At 72.2% G+C, this 17,639-nt stretch carries 18 protein-coding genes; 9 read left to right on the top strand and 9 right to left on the bottom strand.

What is annotated here, in order from left to right; translation table 11 throughout:
• Positions 1-3 precede the first annotated feature (3 nt).
• Complete coding sequence (locus F8R89_RS23505; protein WP_151785801.1) at positions 4-1,485, top strand: glycoside hydrolase family 3 protein; 1,482 nt, start codon at positions 4-6, stop codon at positions 1,483-1,485.
• A 72-nt stretch (positions 1,486-1,557) separates the two neighbouring features.
• Here F8R89_RS23505 and nagB read toward each other — a convergent pair whose 3' ends face one another.
• The gene (nagB, locus tag F8R89_RS23510; RefSeq protein WP_151785802.1) at positions 1,558-2,343 is read right to left on the bottom strand and encodes a glucosamine-6-phosphate deaminase; all 786 of its coding nucleotides are present in this window, start codon (positions 2,341-2,343) and stop codon (positions 1,558-1,560) included.
• A gap of 665 nt (positions 2,344-3,008) precedes the next feature.
• On the opposite strand from nagB, the gene F8R89_RS23515 reads away from it, so the two are divergent.
• Complete coding sequence (locus F8R89_RS23515) at positions 3,009-4,475, top strand: sensor histidine kinase (protein ID WP_151788259.1); 1,467 nt, start codon at positions 3,009-3,011, stop codon at positions 4,473-4,475.
• Positions 4,476-4,641: 166 nt separating this feature from the next.
• Here the strand turns inward: F8R89_RS23515 and F8R89_RS23520 are convergent, their stop codons facing one another.
• Positions 4,642-4,899 carry a WhiB family transcriptional regulator gene (locus tag F8R89_RS23520; protein WP_003992873.1) on the bottom strand — a complete coding sequence of 86 codons (258 nt, stop codon included), beginning with the start codon at positions 4,897-4,899 and terminating at the stop codon, positions 4,642-4,644.
• A 317-nt stretch (positions 4,900-5,216) separates the two neighbouring features.
• On the bottom strand, positions 5,217-6,185 hold the full coding sequence (locus tag F8R89_RS23525; RefSeq protein WP_151785803.1) for a diacylglycerol/lipid kinase family protein: 969 nt from the start codon (positions 6,183-6,185) through the stop codon (positions 5,217-5,219).
• A gap of 148 nt (positions 6,186-6,333) precedes the next feature.
• On the opposite strand from F8R89_RS23525, the gene F8R89_RS23530 reads away from it, so the two are divergent.
• Positions 6,334-6,780, top strand: a complete 447-nt coding sequence (locus F8R89_RS23530) for a hypothetical protein (protein ID WP_151785804.1) — start codon at positions 6,334-6,336, stop codon at positions 6,778-6,780.
• 21 nt (positions 6,781-6,801) lie between these two features.
• Here F8R89_RS23530 and F8R89_RS23535 read toward each other — a convergent pair whose 3' ends face one another.
• The 3 genes from F8R89_RS23535 to F8R89_RS23545 form a co-directional block, all read right to left on the bottom strand.
• On the bottom strand, positions 6,802-7,935 hold the full coding sequence (locus F8R89_RS23535) for an RNA polymerase sigma factor SigF (RefSeq protein ID WP_225994470.1): 1,134 nt from the start codon (positions 7,933-7,935) through the stop codon (positions 6,802-6,804).
• Between the two features lie 17 nt (positions 7,936-7,952).
• Positions 7,953-8,366: a hypothetical protein gene (locus F8R89_RS23540; RefSeq protein WP_055624136.1), complete on the bottom strand. Its 414-nt coding sequence runs from the start codon at positions 8,364-8,366 to the stop codon at positions 7,953-7,955.
• A 270-nt stretch (positions 8,367-8,636) separates the two neighbouring features.
• On the bottom strand, positions 8,637-8,897 hold the full coding sequence (locus F8R89_RS23545; RefSeq protein WP_151785806.1) for a UBP-type zinc finger domain-containing protein: 261 nt from the start codon (positions 8,895-8,897) through the stop codon (positions 8,637-8,639).
• Between the two features lie 148 nt (positions 8,898-9,045).
• Here F8R89_RS23545 and F8R89_RS23550 point away from each other — a divergent pair, with 148 nt between their 5' ends.
• Positions 9,046-10,641: a Na+/H+ antiporter gene (locus F8R89_RS23550; protein WP_151785807.1), complete on the top strand. Its 1,596-nt coding sequence runs from the start codon at positions 9,046-9,048 to the stop codon at positions 10,639-10,641.
• A 19-nt stretch (positions 10,642-10,660) separates the two neighbouring features.
• Here F8R89_RS23550 and F8R89_RS23555 read toward each other — a convergent pair whose 3' ends face one another.
• Both F8R89_RS23555 and F8R89_RS23560 read right to left on the bottom strand, forming a co-directional pair.
• On the bottom strand, positions 10,661-11,575 hold the full coding sequence (locus F8R89_RS23555; protein WP_151785808.1) for a 1-aminocyclopropane-1-carboxylate deaminase/D-cysteine desulfhydrase: 915 nt from the start codon (positions 11,573-11,575) through the stop codon (positions 10,661-10,663).
• Between the two features lie 27 nt (positions 11,576-11,602).
• The gene (locus tag F8R89_RS23560; protein ID WP_192806206.1) at positions 11,603-12,193 is read right to left on the bottom strand and encodes an N-acetylmuramoyl-L-alanine amidase; all 591 of its coding nucleotides are present in this window, start codon (positions 12,191-12,193) and stop codon (positions 11,603-11,605) included.
• Between the two features lie 302 nt (positions 12,194-12,495).
• Here F8R89_RS23560 and F8R89_RS23565 point away from each other — a divergent pair, with 302 nt between their 5' ends.
• The 3 genes from F8R89_RS23565 to F8R89_RS23575 all read left to right on the top strand — a co-directional run bounded on the left by F8R89_RS23565 (position 12,496) and on the right by F8R89_RS23575 (position 16,024).
• Complete coding sequence (locus F8R89_RS23565; RefSeq protein ID WP_151785809.1) at positions 12,496-13,902, top strand: family 2B encapsulin nanocompartment shell protein; 1,407 nt, start codon at positions 12,496-12,498, stop codon at positions 13,900-13,902.
• 123 nt (positions 13,903-14,025) lie between these two features.
• Positions 14,026-15,153 carry a family 2 encapsulin nanocompartment cargo protein polyprenyl transferase gene (locus tag F8R89_RS23570; protein ID WP_151785810.1) on the top strand — a complete coding sequence of 376 codons (1,128 nt, stop codon included), beginning with the start codon at positions 14,026-14,028 and terminating at the stop codon, positions 15,151-15,153.
• A 277-nt stretch (positions 15,154-15,430) separates the two neighbouring features.
• Positions 15,431-16,024 carry a GNAT family N-acetyltransferase gene (locus tag F8R89_RS23575; RefSeq protein ID WP_151785811.1) on the top strand — a complete coding sequence of 198 codons (594 nt, stop codon included), beginning with the start codon at positions 15,431-15,433 and terminating at the stop codon, positions 16,022-16,024.
• A 31-nt stretch (positions 16,025-16,055) separates the two neighbouring features.
• Here the strand turns inward: F8R89_RS23575 and F8R89_RS23580 are convergent, their stop codons facing one another.
• The gene (locus tag F8R89_RS23580) at positions 16,056-16,646 is read right to left on the bottom strand and encodes a TetR/AcrR family transcriptional regulator (protein WP_151785812.1); all 591 of its coding nucleotides are present in this window, start codon (positions 16,644-16,646) and stop codon (positions 16,056-16,058) included.
• Between the two features lie 134 nt (positions 16,647-16,780).
• Here F8R89_RS23580 and F8R89_RS23585 point away from each other — a divergent pair, with 134 nt between their 5' ends.
• Complete coding sequence (locus F8R89_RS23585) at positions 16,781-17,365, top strand: dihydrofolate reductase family protein (RefSeq protein WP_151785813.1); 585 nt, start codon at positions 16,781-16,783, stop codon at positions 17,363-17,365.
• A gap of 26 nt (positions 17,366-17,391) precedes the next feature.
• The gene (locus F8R89_RS23590; protein WP_151785814.1) at positions 17,392-17,628 is read left to right on the top strand and encodes a hypothetical protein; all 237 of its coding nucleotides are present in this window, start codon (positions 17,392-17,394) and stop codon (positions 17,626-17,628) included.
• Positions 17,629-17,639: the final 11 nt, after the last annotated feature.

The raw sequence follows: 17,639 nt of genomic DNA on the forward strand, positions 1-17,639 counted from the left end.
CCGATGACGACAATCGCCAGCGGCACCGACACACTCACGCGCGATGCCCTGACCGTCCTCCAGCCGGGCTTCACCGGCACCACCGCCCCGGACTGGCTGCTGCGCCGGCTCGGGGAGGGCCTCGCCTCCGTCGGACTGTTCGGCCGCAACATCGCCTCGCCCGAGCAACTGGCGGCCCTCACCGCCCAGCTGCGCGCCGAGCGCGACGACGTCCTCGTGGCGATCGACGAGGAAGGCGGTGACGTGACCCGGCTGGAGGTGCGCTCCGGCTCCAGCTTCCCCGGCAACCACGCCCTCGGCGCCGTCGACGACGTCGAGCTCACCCGGCAGGTCGCCGCCGAGCTGGGCCGCCGCCTCGCCGCCTGCGGGGTCAACCTCAACTGGGCCCCGTCGGCCGACATCAACTCCAACCCGGCCAACCCGGTGATCGGCGTGCGCTCCTTCGGCGCCGGCACCGACCTGGCCGCCCGGCACACCGCCGCCTATGTCACCGGCCTCCAGTCGGCGGGCGTCGCGGCCTGCACCAAGCACTTCCCCGGCCACGGCGACACCGCCGTCGACTCCCACCACGCGCTGCCCCGCATCGACGCCGGCGCCGCGGTGCTGACGGAGCGTGAACTCGCCCCGTTCCGCGCGGCGATCGCCGCCGGCACCCGGGCGATGATGAGCGCGCACATCCTGGTCCCCGCACTGGACCCGGACCGCCCGGCCACCCTGTCCCGCGCCGTCCTGACCGATCTGCTGCGCGGGGAACTCGGCTACACCGGACTCATCGTCACCGACGGCATGGAGATGCAGGCCATCTCCGCCACCTACGGCATCGAACGCGGCAGCGTCCTCGCGATCGCGGCCGGCGCCGACGCGATCTGCGTGGGCGGCGGCCTCGCCGACGACGAGACGGTACGGCGGCTGCGCGACGCCCTCGTCACGGCCGTCCGCGCGGGCGAGCTCCCCGAGGCCCGGCTCGCGGAGGCCGCCGAACGCGTCCGCGAGCTGGCCCGCTGGACGGCCACCGCCACCGCGGAACCGGTCGAGGCCCGCCCCGACATCGGCCTGGTCGCGGCCCGCCGCGCCCTGCGGCTGACGGGCGCCGCGTCCTTCACCCCGCTCACCGAGGCGCCCTATGTCGCCGCCTTCACGCCGGTCGCCAACATCGCCGTGGGCGACGAGACGCCGTGGGGCGTGGCGGCGGACCTGGACCGCCTGCTCCCCGGCACCCGCACGGGCAGCCACACGGGCGAGGACGCCGGCCGCGAGGCGCTGGCGGCGGCGGGTGGCAGCCGTCTGGTGGCGGTCGTGCGCGACGAGCACCGCCACCCCTGGATGGCGGCGGCCCTGGACGACCTGCTCACGGCCCGCCCCGACACGATCGTGGTCGAGATGGGCGTCCCCCAGGCCGCCCCGCGCGGCGCCCTGCACATCGCCACCCACGGCGCGGCCCGCGTCTGCGGCCGCGCGGCGGCCGAGGTCATCGCGGGCGTCTAGGTACCGACGACGAAGGCGCCGGCCCCCTTCCCAGGGGGCCGGCGCCTTCGTCATGTGCGCGGGAGCGGGGACTCAGATCCCCTGCCAGTCGGGCTTGTTGGCGTACGTGTGCCGGAAGTAGTCCGCCAGCTTCAACTTCGAGGCGGCGGCCTCGTCGACGACGACCGTGGCGTGCGGGTGCAGCTGCAGCGCCGACGCCGGGCAGATCGCGGCGACCGGTCCCTCGACGGTCGCGGCGACCGCGTCCGCCTTGCCCTCGCCGGTGGCCAGCAGCACCAGGTGCCGCGCCTCCAGGATCGTCCCGATGCCCTGGGTGATCACGTGGTGCGGGACCTGCTCGATGTCCCCGTCGAAGAAGCGCGCGTTGTCCACGCGGGTCTGCTCGGTGAGCGTCTTGATCCGGGTCCGCGAGGCCAGCGAGGAACACGGCTCGTTGAAGCCGATGTGCCCGTCCGTGCCGATCCCGAGCAGCTGGAGGTCGACCCCGCCGGCCGCCGCGAGGGCCTTGTCGTACGCCTCGCACGCGGCCTGCACGTCCTCGGCCGTGCCGTCCGGGCCCATGAACGCGTCCATGCCGACGCCCAGCGGCTCCAGCACCTCGCGGCGCAGCACCGAGCGGTAGGACTCCGGGTGCTCGGCCGGGAGCCCCACGTATTCGTCGAGCTGGGCGACGCGCGCCCGTGAGGCGTCGACGGCACCGGAGCGCACCTTGGCCGCGAGCGCCGTGTAGATGGGCAGCGGTGTCGACCCGGTGGCCACACCGAGCAGGGCGTCGGGCTTGCGTCGGAGCAGCTGGGCCATGGCCTCGGCTATCAGCTCGCCACCCGCCTGGGCGTCCGGAACGATGACAACTTCCACGCTGGGCCTGCCGATCTCAGGAGGGACTCGAAGGGCACCCTGAAGGGAGCATGTGGTTTAGACCAATCTAACAGAGCGGGGCCTTCCGGCCCAGGTGAGCGCGGCCCGCGGGTCGCCTTTCCGGCCCGCTGTTCAGGGCCCTTCCGCAGGCCGTGTGACCCGGTACGAACCACTCGAACCGGGCAGGCCGGGACGAACCGGCGGTCGCCCGCTGGAATTGCCCCGGTCGACCCGCCCCGACATGAACCCACACGGGTTAGGCTGCGTGATGTATGCCAGGGCGACCGACCGGCTCGGGCCGGTCCGAGAGCCCGCACAGAAGCGCCAACAGCGAACAAGCTCCCACGCATGGACACACCCGAGTGGTCTAGTCCACAATGCCAGGGAGTGCGTAGTACGAAGTACGCACCGACTTCCGTCTTCCCCGCACAGGAAGGCGGACCGAGGAACCGGAGCTCTCTGCCCTGACTGCCCCGGGTCCTCATCCTCGGCCGACCGGGACCGCACACCCCACGGCCGATATTGCTCCGGGCTGCGGTGCCGGGAGGGTTGAGGGTCCCTCTCAGGCGCCGCGGCCCGCGGGTGTCTCCGGGGCCGTACGGCTGCCCGAGGGCGGCATGCCGGTCCCGTCCGTAACCCCAGGTACGCTCGGCCTCGTGCCCTCCATGAACGAACTCGTACGCCAGCACACGGCCCTCGACGACACCGACCTCGAGTGGCTCCACCTGCTGGTCTCGGAGTGGCAGCTGCTCTCCGACCTCTCCTTCGCCGACCTCGTGCTGTGGGTGCCCACCAGCGACGGCACCCGGTACGTCTCCGTGGCGCAGATGCGGCCCAACACCGGCCCCACCTCCTACCAGGACGACATGGTCGGCCACCTCGTCCCGCGCGGCCGCCGCCCGATGCTGGACGCCGCGCTCGACGAGGGCCGCATCGTGCGCGAGGGCGACCCGGAGTGGCGCGAGGAGGTCCCGGTCCGCGTCGAGTCGATCCCGGTCCGCCGGGAGGGCCGCGTCCTCGGCGTCATCGCCCGCAACACCAACCTGCTCACCGTCCGCACCCCGAGCCGTCTGGAGCTCACCTATCTGCAGAGCGCCTCGGACCTCGCGCAGATGATCGCGGCCGGCTCGTTCCCGTTCGCCAACCAGCAGGTCGACATGGACGCCTCACCGCGGGTCGGCGACGGCCTGATCCGGGTGGACGCCGACGGCGTCGTCCAGTACGCCTCCCCGAACGCGCTGTCCGCCTACCACCGCCTCGGGCTCGCCGCCGACCTGGTCGGCCACCACCTGGGCCGCACCACCGCCGAACTCGCCCCGACGCACGGCCCGGTGGACGAGGCGCTCGCCAAGGTCGCCAGCGGCTGGGCGCCCCGCGAGTTCGAGATCGAGTCCGAGGACGGCGTCATCCAGTTCCGGGCGATCCCGCTCAAGCCCAAGGGCATCCGCATCGGTTCGCTGGTGCTGCTCCGGGACGTCACCGAACTGCGCCGCCGCGAGCGCGAGTTGATCACCAAGGACGCGACGATCCGGGAGATCCACCACCGGGTCAAGAACAACCTTCAGACGGTGGCCGCCCTGCTGCGCCTGCAGGCCCGGCGCATCGAGTCCGACCGCGGCCGGGAGGCCCTGGAGGAGGCGGTCCGCCGTGTCGGCTCGATCGCCATCGTGCACGAGACGCTCTCCCAGAACCTGGACGAGCGCGTCGAGTTCGACGAGATCGCCGACCGGGTGCTCGCGATGGTCGCCGAGATCTCGCCCGGCAAGGTCACCGGCCGGCGCACGGGCCGCTTCGGCATCCTGGACGCCGAGGTCGCCACCCCGCTGTCGATGGTCCTGACCGAGGTCCTGCAGAACGCGCTGGAGCACGGGTTCCGCGACGGCGACACCGGCGCCGTCGAGGTGTCGGCCGTCCGCGGCGGGACGACCAAGCAGGCGCGCCTCCTGGTCACCGTCCAGGACGACGGTGTCGGCCTGCCCGCGGGCTTCGACCCGCACACCGCGGGCAACCTCGGCCTGCAGATCGTACGGACGCTCGTCGAGGGCGAGTTGGGCGGCACGTTCGACATGGTCCCCGCCCCGGAGCGGGGCACCCGGGTGATCCTCGACATCCCGGTACGGGCGACCAAGTAGCCCCGGCCGGCGGGGGAGCGCGGACGGCTCCGGACGGCAAAGAGCCCCGGACCAGAAGGTCCGGGGCCAGTGCTCATCGGGGGTACTGCGCGCTGCGGCTCGGGGCGGGAGATGCGTACGCGCTGTACGCGCCGCCAAGCTCAGGCTGTGCTGCGGGGTGGGAGTGTCAGGCGGAGGCCTGACGAGCCCGGTTGCGGGCGGCGCGGCGCTTCATGGCGCGGCGCTCGTCCTCGCTGAGACCACCCCAGACGCCGGAGTCCTGACCGGACTCGAGCGCCCACTGCAGGCACTGCTCGATAACCGGGCAGCGACGGCAGACGGCCTTGGCTTCCTCGATCTGCAGCAGCGCAGGACCGGTGTTGCCGATGGGGAAGAAGAGCTCGGGGTCTTCCTCGCGGCAAACGGCGTTGTGACGCCAGTCCATGGCTGCTACCTCTCCTTGATTACATGCGGGTTGCTTGTGAATGTGAACGCTTTCACGAATCCCTCAACAAGTGAAGGGCCTACCGCCAGGTTTCCCGGCGTGGGTCCTGTGAGTTGAAGGGGATTCTGGTGATCAGTGGAGGCCGGTCTTGCGGGCCGTCCCGATCGCCATGTAGAGACTCGCAAACCTCGGCGGCGGATACAACCCCTTCCGGAAAGTTTTTTTTGATTCCTCGGTGTCGACTAGGTCACAGCCGTACTTCCATGGGGTGGATCCTGGCCTAAACGTTCGAGTGAAAGGACTTTCGCCCGTTCCGCTCACACAATCACACGCAGTGCACGGCGTACGCCTGTGAACGTCACGCTCGTACGCAGCCCCAGGTGGTCGCCGTCCATCTGAAGGGGCAGGGGGACCTTCGAATGCAAGGTGAACCGGTCCAGATCGTGCAACGAGACCGCGTGCTTGCCATGGGGTCCCCGCTCGGGGGACGAAGTGAGCAACTGGGTCGCATACCGGGCAACCGCGACCGTGGACATCCGGCTGAGACCGAGTACGTCCAGACCGGTATCGAACGAGGCCTTAGGCGCCGCGTACACGGGGCGATTGAGCAGATACGTCCACGGAGCGGTGTTGCAGACGATGGACAGCACCAAATCGGTCACCGGGTCCTCGCCCGGCCGCTCCAGCGTGATCGTGCCGTGCCGGCGGTTGGGCTCCTGGAGGAACTGGCGCGCCACCTGGCGCAGATACAGAGCGTGTGTGGACTTCCGGCCCTGTTCGCGCTGCTGCTCGACCCGGCCGACGACCCCCGCGTCGAAGCCGAGCCCCGCGCAGAAGGTGAACCACCGGCCCGGCACCGCCTCGTCGGCGGTCCCCGGGGTGCCGGCGGCTATCCCCATGCCGACCGTGCGCTCGCTGCCCTCGCGCAGCGCGTCCAGCAGGGCGCCGGTCGCCTCGACGGCGTCGTTGGGCAGCCCGAGGGCGCGGGCGAAGACGTTCGTGGAACCGCCGGGCACCACCGCGAGCCGCGGCAGCCTCTCCGGATCGGGGCCCTTGTGCAGCAGACCGTTGACGACCTCGTTCACCGTGCCGTCGCCGCCGAGGGCGACCACCAGGTCGATGTCGTCGCTGTCCGCCGCCTGCCGCCCCAGGTCGCGCGCGTGTCCGCGGTACTCGGTGGTGACCGCCTCCAGCTTCATCTCGCTGGCGAGCGCATGGATCAGGACATCGCGCGTACGTGCGCTTGTGGTGGTTGCCGCCGGATTGACCACGAGAAGTGCACGCATGACTGGCAGCGTACCTACTGGGGGGTACCGGGCACAGGCCGAGGTGGGGATCGACCGTGGCGACCCGCGTGAGCCTCGCCACGGGAAGCGGGGGAGATAGGGGACCTCGGCCGGAAAGAGGCTCCGCCCGGACGGCTACCCTTCAAGGGTGACCAAGCAGCAGACCCCCGCTCCCGAGGAAACCGCCGGTCCGCGCCCGCGGCGGCTGACCTACGCCGCCGTGCTCACCGCCCTGGAAGGGCTGGGACTGGCCGTCGGCGGTGTCTGGGTGCTGGTCCTCGGACTGACGGGCGACCCCGACGACCGGCAGCAGGCCGTCACTCTCGGTGTCACCCTCGTCGTCCTCGCCCTGCTGCCGCTGCTCGCCGCGCGCGGACTGCTCGCCCTGCGCAGCTGGAGCCGGGGACCGTCCGTGATCACCCAGATCCTGGCGCTGCCGGTGGCCTACAGCCTGCTGCAGGCCGACAGCATCGCCATCCCGGTGGGGATCGCCGTCGCCGCCGCCGCGATCGCCACGCTGGTCTTCCTGCTCAGCCCGTCGACCACGCGGGCCCTCGGCATCCGGCGGCCCGGCGCCGAACCCGGCGAGCGGTAACCGCCCGCCCGGCCGAGGCCGTCACTCCTCCACGAGGAGCTTCTCCCGCAGCTGCGCCAGCGTGCGCGCCAGCAGACGCGAGACGTGCATCTGGGAGATGCCGACCTCCTGCGCGATCTGCGACTGGGTCATGTTGCCGAAGAAGCGCAGCAGCAGGATCCGCTTCTCGCGCGGCGGGAGGTCCTCCAGCAGCGGCTTGAGCGACTCGCGGTACTCGACGCCCTCCAGCGCCTCGTCCTCCGCGCCCAGGGTGTCCGCGACCGCCGGGGACTCGTCGTCGGTGTCGGGGACGTCCAGGGACAGCGTGGAGTAGGCGTTGGCCGACTCCAGGCCCTCCAGGACCTCCTCCTCCGAGATCGCCAGCTTCTCCGCGAGCTCGTGGACCGTGGGGGAGCGGCCGTGCAGCTGGGACAGCTCCGCGGTGGCCGTCGTCAGCGCGAGGCGCAGCTCCTGCAGCCTGCGCGGGACGCGGACCGCCCAGCCCTTGTCGCGGAAGTGCCGCTTGATCTCGCCGACGACTGTCGGCGTCGCGTACGTCGAGAACTCCACGCCGCGGTCCGGGTCGAACCGGTCGACCGACTTGATCAGCCCGATCGTGGCGACCTGGGTGAGGTCGTCGAGGGGCTCGCCGCGGTTGCGGAAGCGGCGCGCGAGGTGCTCCACGAGCGGCAGATGCATCCGGACCAGCCGGTTGCGCAGCTCCGCGTACTCCGGGGTGCCGTCCTGCAGCCCGCGCAGCTCGATGAACAGGGCGCGCGCCCCGCTGCGGTCCTGCGGGTCGTGGCGTGTGGCCTGCGCGCCGCGCGCGCCGGCCGCCGCCCGGTCCTCGGCCTGTCGCTCGTGCTCGCTCATCGTCCCGCCCGTCGCCCTCTCCCGAGCCCTCGCCGCCGGCCGGGCCGGGGAGACCCCGATGCGCCCGGCCGGGGGCGCACCCTGCACGGCACCCTCGTCACCCCGCCCGTCGTCCAGGAGGCCGGTCGCCACGGAGTCGTCCTCCGGGTGCGGCCGGGCCTGCTCGGGGATGCCGTCGATGCCGTCCGCCATGCGGCGGGAACCGCTCGGGCCGCTCGGGCCCGCCCCCAGGCTCCCGGCTCCGTCGGAGCAGAAGGAGGTGCCGTCCGGCAGCCCCCGTGTGCCGCGCTCTTCGTCCCGCACCGGCCCGTCCCCGTCCCTCACGCCGGCCCGGGTCCCGCGCCGCGCTGTTTGTAGAGGCTGATCGACACGGTCTTGTCCTCGTCCACCGCCGAGGAGACCTTGCCGGCCAGGGCCGACAGGACGGTCCAGGCGAAGGTGTCCCGCGACGGGGCGTGGCCGTCCGTGGTCGGGGCCGAGACGGTGACCTCCAGCGAGTCGTCGACGAGCCGGAACACGCAGCTGAGCACCGAGCCGGGCACGGCCTGCTGGAGCAGGATCGCGCAGGCCTCGTCCACCGCGATGCGAAGGTCCTCGATCTCGTCGAGGGTGAAGTCCAAACGGGCGGCGAGGCCGGCAGTCGCCGTACGCAGCACCGACAGGTAGGCACCCGCAGCCGGCAGCCGGACTTCCACGAAGTCCTGGGTCACGGGCTCGCCTGCGATCTGGGACACCCTCACCTCCAAGGTGGTACAAGCTTCTCGGGGCCGAGGGTCGCCCCCCGGGGTAACGCGATCTGTGGTTCAGCGGTGACGCTACCGCGCTTCGAAGTTTCCTGTCCCCAGGACCCCAACCCCTTGCTGTCACTCATAGTAAACACACGGATACGCTCCGTGGCTAGGGGGTCTGCGGGCCCAATTGGGAAGAGCGCGCGCCGGTTTGACGTACCCAGACGTCAGACGGTCGAACCGTCCGGTTCCGGCGCCGTCCAGCCTACGTCCCCGTCACACGAGAACGTGGTCCACGAAGCACCAGCGCCAGTTCTCCCCCGGCTCGAAGGTCCGCATGACCGGATGTCCGGTCTCCTTGTGGTGCGCGGTGGCGTGCCGGCTGGGGGAGGAGTCGCAGCAGCCGACGTGACCGCAGGTGAGGCAGAGCCGGAGTTGTACGGGATGCGTACCCTCCGCCAGACACTCCGGACACGTCTCGCTCAGCGGCTCGGGTTCCGGGTGCGGCAGCCCGTCGGCGTGCGTGCACTGTTTCATGATTGCCAGGTTACGACGGCCGCGCGGGGCCCCGCGCGCGAAAATCATGGCCGGGGAGCGCGGGTGGCCGCCGTCCCCCGGACGCGACGAGCGGACATACGAGCGGGCACGCGCGAGCGTGGGCGACGGACGAGGGTGGGCGAGAAGCATGGACGTGATGCCGCTGCTGCTGCTGGTGGCGGGAAGCGCGGCGGTGGCCGCGCTCGCCCGGCGGGTCCCCGTCCCGGCCCCTCTGCTGCTCGTCACGGCCGGGCTCCTCGTGTCGTACGTGCCGGGCGTGCCGGACTACCGCCTCGACCCGCATGTCGTGCTGCCCCTGATCCTGCCGCCGCTGCTCTACACGGCGGCCACCGACAGCTCCTACCTCGACCTGCGCGCGCAGCTGCGCCCCGTGGCGCTGCTGTCCGTGGGGTACGTCCTGTTCGCGACCGTCGTCGTGGGCTACGCCGCCTACCTCCTGGTCCCCGGGCTCCCGCTGACCGCGGCGCTGGTCCTGGGCGCGGTCGTGGCGCCGCCCGACGCGGTCGCGGCGACGGCCGTCGCCCGCCGGGTGGGCCTGCCGTCGCGGATCACCACGATCCTCCAGGGCGAGTCCCTGGTGAACGACGCCACCGCGATCACCGCCTACCGGGTCGCCGTCGCCGCGGCGGTCGGCGAGGGCGCCACCTGGGCCGGCGGCATCCGCGAGTTCCTGCTGGCCGCCGTCGGGGGCGTCGTCGCCGGACTGGTGCTGATGGTGCCGATCCACTGGCTGCGCACCCATCTGAAGGAGGCGCTGCTGCAGAACACACTGTCGCTGCTGACCCCGTTCGTGGCGTACGCGGTCGCCGAGCAGGTGCACGCCTCCGGAGTGCTCGCCGTCGTGGTGGTCGCGCTCTACCTCGGGCACCGCGCGTGGGAGGTCGACTTCGCGACGCGGCTCCAGGAGGAGGCGGTCTGGAAGATGGTCGCGTTCGTGCTGGAGTCGGCCGTGTTCGCCCTGATCGGCCTGCAGCTGCCGGTGGTCCTCCGCGGCCTCGGCGAGTTCGAGGGCTCCACGGCCGCCTGGTACGCGACCGCCCTGTTCGCCGTCGTCGTCGCCTCGCGGTTCCTGTGGGTGTATCCGGCGACCTTCCTGCCGCGGATGCTCTCGGCCCGGATCAGGGAGCGCGAGGAGAACCCGACCTGGAAGGCGCCGTTCGTCATCTCCTGGGCCGGGATGCGGGGCGTGGTCTCCCTCGCCATCGCGTTCTCCATCCCGCTGACGATGCAGGAGGGCGAGCCGTTCCCCGAGCGCAACCTCATCCTGTTCCTGACCTTCACCACGGTGATCGGCACCCTCGTCGTGCAGGGCGTGACACTGCCGCCGCTGATCCGCCTGCTGAAGCTGCCCGGGCGCGACCCCCAGGCCGAGACCCTCGCCGAGGCCAACGCCCAGGCACAGGCGTCCCGGGCCGCCGAGGAACGCCTGCGGGAACTCCTCGCCGACGAACGCAACGCCCTCCCGGAGCCCCTGGTCGAGCGGCTGCGCGCGGTCCTGGAACGCCGGCGCAACTCCGTCTGGGAGCGCCTCGGCCAGGCCAACCCGATCACCGGCGAGTCCGTCGACGACACCTACCGGCGGCTGTCGCGGGAGGTGATCGGCGCCGAACGCGCGGTCTTCGTCAAGCTGCGCGACGGCCGCTACATCGACGACGAGATGCTGCGGACCCTGCTGCGCAGGCTGGACCTGGAGGAGGCGGCGGCCTACCGCGAGGCCGACTGACCCGCGCCCGGCCCCGGACTCACCCGGTGAACGGCGCCCCCGTGACGACGGCCGCGACCGTCGTCCCGCGCGCGAAGGCGCCCTCCTCGGCGAGGGCCACGAGCGCGTACAGCATTTTGGCGACATAGAGACGCTCGACGGGTATCCCGTGCCGGTCCTCGAAGTCGGCCGCGAAAGACTCCAGAGCGGGCGTCGTACGCGCGTACCCGCCGAAGTGGAAGCGCTCCTCCAGCGACCAGTCCCCGCGCGGGCCCCCGAACGCCGCCGACTGCAGGGCACGCACCTCGGCGCCGAGGAAGCCGCCCCTGAGCACCGGCACGCCCAGGGCCCGCTCGCCCGGCCCCAGGCCGGCGGCCAGCCCCGCCAGGGTCCCGCCCGTGCCGCACGCCACCGCGACCACGTCGGCCCGCCCGCGCAGCTCCTCGCCCAGCGCCCGGCACCCCTGGACGGCGAGGGCGTTGCTGCCGCCCTCCGGGACCACATGAGCGTCCTGGGCGCCCGCCGCGCGCAGGACGGCGGCGAGCGTCGCGGGGTCGCCCTTGCGGCGGTACGTCGACCGGTCGACGAAGTGCAGCCGCATCCCGTCGGCCACGCACCGGGCCAGCGACGGGTTGAGGGGACGTTCCGCCAGCTCCTGGCCGCGCACCACGCCGACCGTGGGCAGGCCGAGGAGACGGCCCGCCGCCGCCGTGGCCCGCAGATGATTCGAATAGGCGCCGCCGAAGGTGACGACCGTGCGTCCGGCCGCGGCCGTCAGGTTCGGCGCGAGCTTGCGCCACTTGTTGCCGATCAGCTCCGGGTGGATCAGATCGTCCCGCTTGAGCAGCAGCCGCACCCCGCGCCGCTCCAGCCGCCCGTCCGCCGACTCGCACAGCGGCGACGGCAGCAGGGGCCCCAGGGCGGCGAGGTCGGGCACGGCGTCACGGCTGGTCACCCGGCCATTGTGACCGGCGCGGCGCCGCTACTTCAGCCGCTCCTTGATGCGCCCGCGCAGGGACGCCATCGTGAACCCGCGCGGGTCCACCTTCCCGGGCTGCCACTCCAGATGCCCGATCACCGAGCGCTCGTTCCAGCCGTGATGCCGGCAGATGGCGGCCGACACCCGCTCGATCGCCTCCAGCTGCGCCTCGGGCCAGGGGTCCTTGCCGTCGCCCAGGTTCTCGCACTCGAAGCCGTAGAAGTGGCGGTTGCCGTCGGTGTTGGCCTCGTTGTCCGGCGGCAGCGCCTTCTCCGCGATGACCGCGCGCAGCACGTCGTCGTCCCCGAGCCCGGCGTGGTTGGCCCGGCCGTAGCCGACCAGGTGGACCTTGCCGTCCTTGGTGATCACGCCGTGGCAGAGCGGGCCGGGCAGCCCCTCGTAGCCCTTGCGGCACAGCTCCACGGTGTGCGCGCTGCCCTTGGTCACCGAGTGGTGGATCATCACGCCGTGCACGGGGCCCCAGGGCCCCTTGTGGTTGCGGTTGTGGTGCTCCCAGTCGCCGACCTCGACGACCGTCACGCCCTCCGCGCGCAGCCTCTGCAGGAATCTGCTCGCGGACATGGGAGTGGCCATGTACGCCTCCTCGCGCCGTGGGGCGGCCGCCGGATGCGGCCGCCTCGTACCGGTGCTTTACCGGAAACGGAGGAAAGGACTCCTTCTCGCCTCCCCGCTCGCACGGTGAGCGAGCCGTTTCGGCCAGTCCGCGGCGCCGGTACGGATGGACAGAAGACCGCCATCTGCCCAGCGCGCCGGTGATCCATTCCCCCTCGTTCGTGTAATAGCACCAACACGTTCCGTGATGAAAGCCTGGTCAGGCAGATCGCTACGCGTGGCGCCACGACGGCGCCGGTGCACGACCGGGAGGGCAATTCCATATGTCGGTAGGCGAAGAGGTCCGTACGGAGCAGGCCAAGTCGCAGCAGAGCCTCGGCACGGCGGCCGCACGGAACCTGGCCACCACGACCAAGTCAGCACCCCAGATGCAGGAGATCAGCTCCCGCTGGCTGCTGCGCATGCTGCCCTGGGTCAATGTGCAGGGCGGCACGTACCGGGTGAACCGGCGGCTGACGTACGCCGTGGGGGACGGCCGGGTCACGTTCGTGAAGACCGGCGACCGGGTCGAGGTCATCCCCGCCGAGCTGGGCGAACTCCCGGTGCTGCGGGACTTCGAGGACGAGGACGTGCTCTCCGAGCTGGCCCAGCGCTGTACGCAGCGGGAGTTCGCGGCCGGCCAGGTCATCGCCTCGTTCGGCAGCCCGGCCGACGCGGTGTACCTGCTGGCGCACGGCAGGGTGGAGAAGATCGGCACCGGCCCCTACGGGGAGGACGAGCTGCTGGGTGTCCTCGCCGACGGCGCCTACCTCGGCGAGCAGGCGCTGCTCGACCCCGACGCCATCTGGGAGTACACGGCCCGCACGGCCACCGCCTGCACCGTCCTGGTCCTGGACCGCCGGGACTTCCAGCAGATCGCCGAGCGCGCCGAGTCCCTCCAGGGGCATCTGGAGCAGCTGCGGTCGATCCCCGCGCAGCGCACCAACAAGTACGGCGAGAAGGCGCTCGACCTGGCGGCCGGCCACAGCGGCGAGCCGGACATCCCGCACACCTTCGTGGACTACGAGGCCCGGCCCCGCGAGTACGAACTGAGCATCGCCCAGACCGTGCTGCGCATCCACACGCGCGTGGCCGACCTGTACAACCAGCCGATGAACCAGACCGAGCAGCAGCTGCGGCTCACCGTGGAGGCCCTGAAGGAGCGCCAGGAGCACGAACTCGTCAACAACCGCGAGTTCGGCCTGCTCCACAACTGCGAGTACGACCAGCGGCTCCAGCCGCACGACGGCGTGCCCAGCCCCGACGACATGGACGAGCTGCTCAGCCGCCGGCGCGGCACCAAGATGTTCCTCGCCCACCCGCGCGCGATCTCCGCGTTCGGACGCGAGCTGAACAAGCGCGGACTGGTCCCGGAGACCATCGAGATGGGCGGCAACCGCATCCCGACCTGGCGGGGCGTGCCCATCTACCCGTGCAACAAGATCCCGGTCACCGAGGCCCGGACGACCTCGATCATCGCGCTGCGCACCGGCGAGGCGGAGCAGGGCGTCATCGGGCTCCAGCAGGCGGGCATCCCCGACGAGATCGAGCCGAGCCTGTCGTGCCGCTTCATGGGCATCAACGAACAGGCCGTCATCAACTACCTGGTGACGGCGTACTACTCGGCCGCCGTCCTCGTCCCGGACGCCCTCGGCGTCCTGGAGAACGTCGAGATCGGCCGTTGGCGATGACCTTCGCCGGCGGTACGCCGTGTTCCGCGCACGCCGCGTGGGTAGACCCACCGCGTAGGCGTCCAGCCGGAGCGGAAGGGCCACCGTGGGCCGACTCATCGAGGCGAGGCCGTGGGTGAGTTCATGACGGAGACACAGCACCGCCCCGCCGGGGTACCGCGTCCGACCGAGCCGCCCGAGGGGCGGGGGCCCGCCCTGACCGGCCCGCAGGGCCGCCCGGGGCCTGCCGACCCGCCCGAGGCGGCGGCGATCATGCAGGGCACCCGGGCGTCCGTCGACCCCGAGATGCGCGCCGCGATCGAGTCGCTGCCGCCCTCCATGCGCCGGATCGCGCTCTACCACTTCGGCTGGACCGACCCGGACGGCAATCCGGCGACGGGCGGCGCGGGCAAGGCCATCCGGCCCGCCCTCGTCCTCACCGCCGCGGCGGCCCTCGGCGGGCCACGGGCCCGGGCGGCGGCCCTGCGGGCGGCCGTCGCGGTGGAACTGGTCCACAACTTCACGTTGTTGCACGACGACGTGATGGACCGGGACACCACCCGCCGGCACCGGCCCACCGCGTGGACCGTGTTCGGCGACGCCGACGCGATCCTCGCCGGGGACGCCCTGCAGGCGCTCGCCCTGCGCCTGCTCGCCGAGGACCCGCATCCGGCGTCCTCCGCGGCCGCGGCCCGGCTCGCCGACTGCGTGGTCGAGCTGTGCGAAGGCCAGCACGCCGACACCGCGCTGGAGAAGCGGCACCCCGGCGAGGTCTCCCTCGACGAGGTGCTCGCCATGGCCGAGGCCAAGACCGGCGCGCTCCTCGGCTGCGCCTGCGCGCTCGGGGCGCTGTACGCGGGCGCCGGCGACGACGAGGTGCGGGCGCTGGACGCGTTCGGCCGCGAGGCCGGGCTCGCGTTCCAGCTCATCGACGACGTGATCGGCATATGGGGAGACCCGGGCCGCACCGGCAAACCGGTCGGCGCGGACCTCGCCGCCCGCAAGAAGTCGCTGCCCGTCGTCGCGGCGCTCACCTCGGGCGGCCCGGCGGCCCGTGAGCTCGCCGAGCTGTACACGACGCCCTACGACCAGGAGGACCTTCAGCGCACCGCGCTCGCCGTGGAACGGGCGGGCGGCCGTGACTGGGCGCAGGCCCAGGCCGCGGACCGGATGGCCCGTGCCGTGCAGGCGCTCGCCCGCGCGGTGCCCGACCCGGAGGAGGCGGGGGGACTGCTGGCGCTGGCCGAGTTCGTGACCCGGCGCAGCGCCTGAGCGAGGGCCGCGGGCAGGGCGCCGCGGCCATGAGGACCCCGGAGCCATCGGGGCCGTACGGCTCCTGACCCCGTACGGCGCCTTCCTGGCTCCGGCCCGGCGGGTCCCGCACATCCCCACGGTGTGCGGGGCCCGTCCCCTGTCCCGCCTCCGTACGCGGGTGCCCCCTGTCCGCCTCCGTGAGCCGAACGGATCGCGTCAAAGTCGTCCCCGGTGCGGCAGGACACGGTCAACCGGCCTACGATCAAGGCCGGTTGAGACGAAGGGGCGCGGACTCATGGGTGTGGCGATCCGGACGGCGGGCGAGGCGGACCGGGAGCTGGTGGTCGGGCTGCTGGACGCGGCCTTCCAGAACGACCCGGTCAGCAGCTGGGTCTTCCCCGGCGAGGAGCACCGCCGTACCACCCACCCGAAGCTGATGGCCGCGTTCACCGATGTCGTCCTGGCCCACGGCCGGATCGACGTCACCGAGGACGGCACGGCCTGCGCGCTGTGGATGTCCGTCCCCGCCGACGCGCCCGAGCAGGACGACGAGGGCCCCGCCCAGCTGCGCGCGGACGTCGACCCGGACAACGAGCGCGTCGAACTGATCGGCCGGCTGACCGCCGGGGTCCATCCGGCCGGGCGGGCCCACGAGTACCTGTGGATGATCGCCGCGGCCCCGGAGCGGCAGGGGCAGGGCCTGGGCACGGCCCTGATCACCTCCGTCCTCGACCGTTGCGACCAGGAAGGTCTCGGCGCCTACCTGGAGGCGAGCAGCGCCCGCAGCCGTGTGCTGTACGAACGCCTCGGCTTCACCCTGGAAGGACGCCCCCTCGACCTCCCGGAGGGCCCGCGAATGTGGCCGATGTGGCGCGAGCCGCGGGCCTGAGCCCGGCCGCCCCACCACCGGCCGGCCACGCCTACTCCTCCGGGAGCACCGTCGCCGTGATGCGTTCCACCAGCCCGTCCGGGATGCTCACGCCGGGCAGGACGCCGTCCAGGACGTCCGGCAGGGTCAGGTGCTCCATGAGCAGGCCCAGCATCGCCAGATAGAGGACGGTGACGACCTCGTCGCCGCCGGGCAGCCCGGCGGAGCGGTGGAAGGCGAGGGCCTCGTCGAGGTCGCCGCGCACCGACTTGGTGAACGCGTCGCGCAGTTCGGGGCGCCGTGACGCCTCCAGGCGCATCTCCAGCAGCGCCAGATACCCCGTGCGGTCGCGGGTCGCGCGGCCCATCAGGTCGTGCATGAACGCGGTGACGAGCGAGCGGTCCTTCGGCCGTTCGAGCAGCCCGGCCATCACCTTCGGGTCCGGCGCGAGCCGCGTGTGCAGCCGGGCGTCGATCTGCCGGAGCAGGTCCGCGCGCCCGGTGAAGTAGTTGGAGGCGGTGCCGACCGGCACCCCGGCCTCGGCGTCCACCGCCCGGAAGGTCAGCCCCCGCGCCCCCTCGCGCGCCAGCACCTCGACGCCCGCGTCGACGAGAGCGGCCCGCCGCTCCGGATTCCCCGCCATGCGGAATCCCCTCCCTCACTTGAAGCTCTCACGGAACAGCACGGGAAAAGCACTTGTAACCACTACAGGTGGAGCACTACAACTGAAGCACTAGAACCGAAGTGGTTGCGGTCAGCCTACGAAAAGAGACCGGCTTGCGAAAGCTCACGTACTTCATCGCCTGCTCCCTCGACGGCTTCATCGGGGACGCGGCCGGCGACGCCACGGACATGTTCCGCTTCGTGGACGAGGAGTTCCTGGCGTATCTCACGGAGCAGTACCCGGAGACGGTGCCGACGCAGGGCCGCCGTGCCCTCGGCCTCGACCATCTGGAGAACAGGCGGTTCGACACGGTGATCCAGGGCCGCGGCAGCTACGACGAGGCGCTGAAGCTGGGCATCACGAGCCCCTACGCCCACCTGCGCCAGTACGTCGCGACGCGCTCCCTGCCCGAGTCCCCGGACCCCGAGGTCGAGCTGATCGCGGACGACGTCGTCGGCAGGGTCCGGGCGCTGAAGGCCGAGGAGGGCGGACGGGACATCTACCTGTGCGGCGGCTCGCAGCTCGCCGGCGCCCTGCTCGACGAGATCGACGAACTGGTCGTCAAGAGCTACCCGGTCGTCTACGGCACCGGCATGCCGATGTTCGCCTCGGGCTTCTCCGTCACCGACTTCGCCCTCGACGAGGTCCGCGCCTTCGGCAACGGAGCCGTGGTCCGTACGTACAGCAGGAAGCGCTGAGCCCCGAGCCGCCCTACCCTGGGGACATGGGCAGCGAAGAGCACGTCTGTCCCTCCTGCGGACAGCCCGTCGAAACGGTCGTCCGGCGTCACAAGACGCTGGGCGCGTGGGTCCCCACCTGGGTCGCCGGCCCCTGCCGGAACCCGGACTGCGCGGCGCACTCATCGGAGGAGGCCGCCGAGCAGCATCACCACCGGCCCGCCCCGCCCGGACATCCCGCCCCCGCCGACCGGCCCGAGAAGACCACCGTGACCGAATCCTGACCTGCGTCGGA

The organism is Streptomyces sp. SS1-1, from assembly GCF_008973465.1.
Taxonomy (GTDB): Bacteria; Actinomycetota; Actinomycetes; order Streptomycetales; family Streptomycetaceae; genus Streptomyces.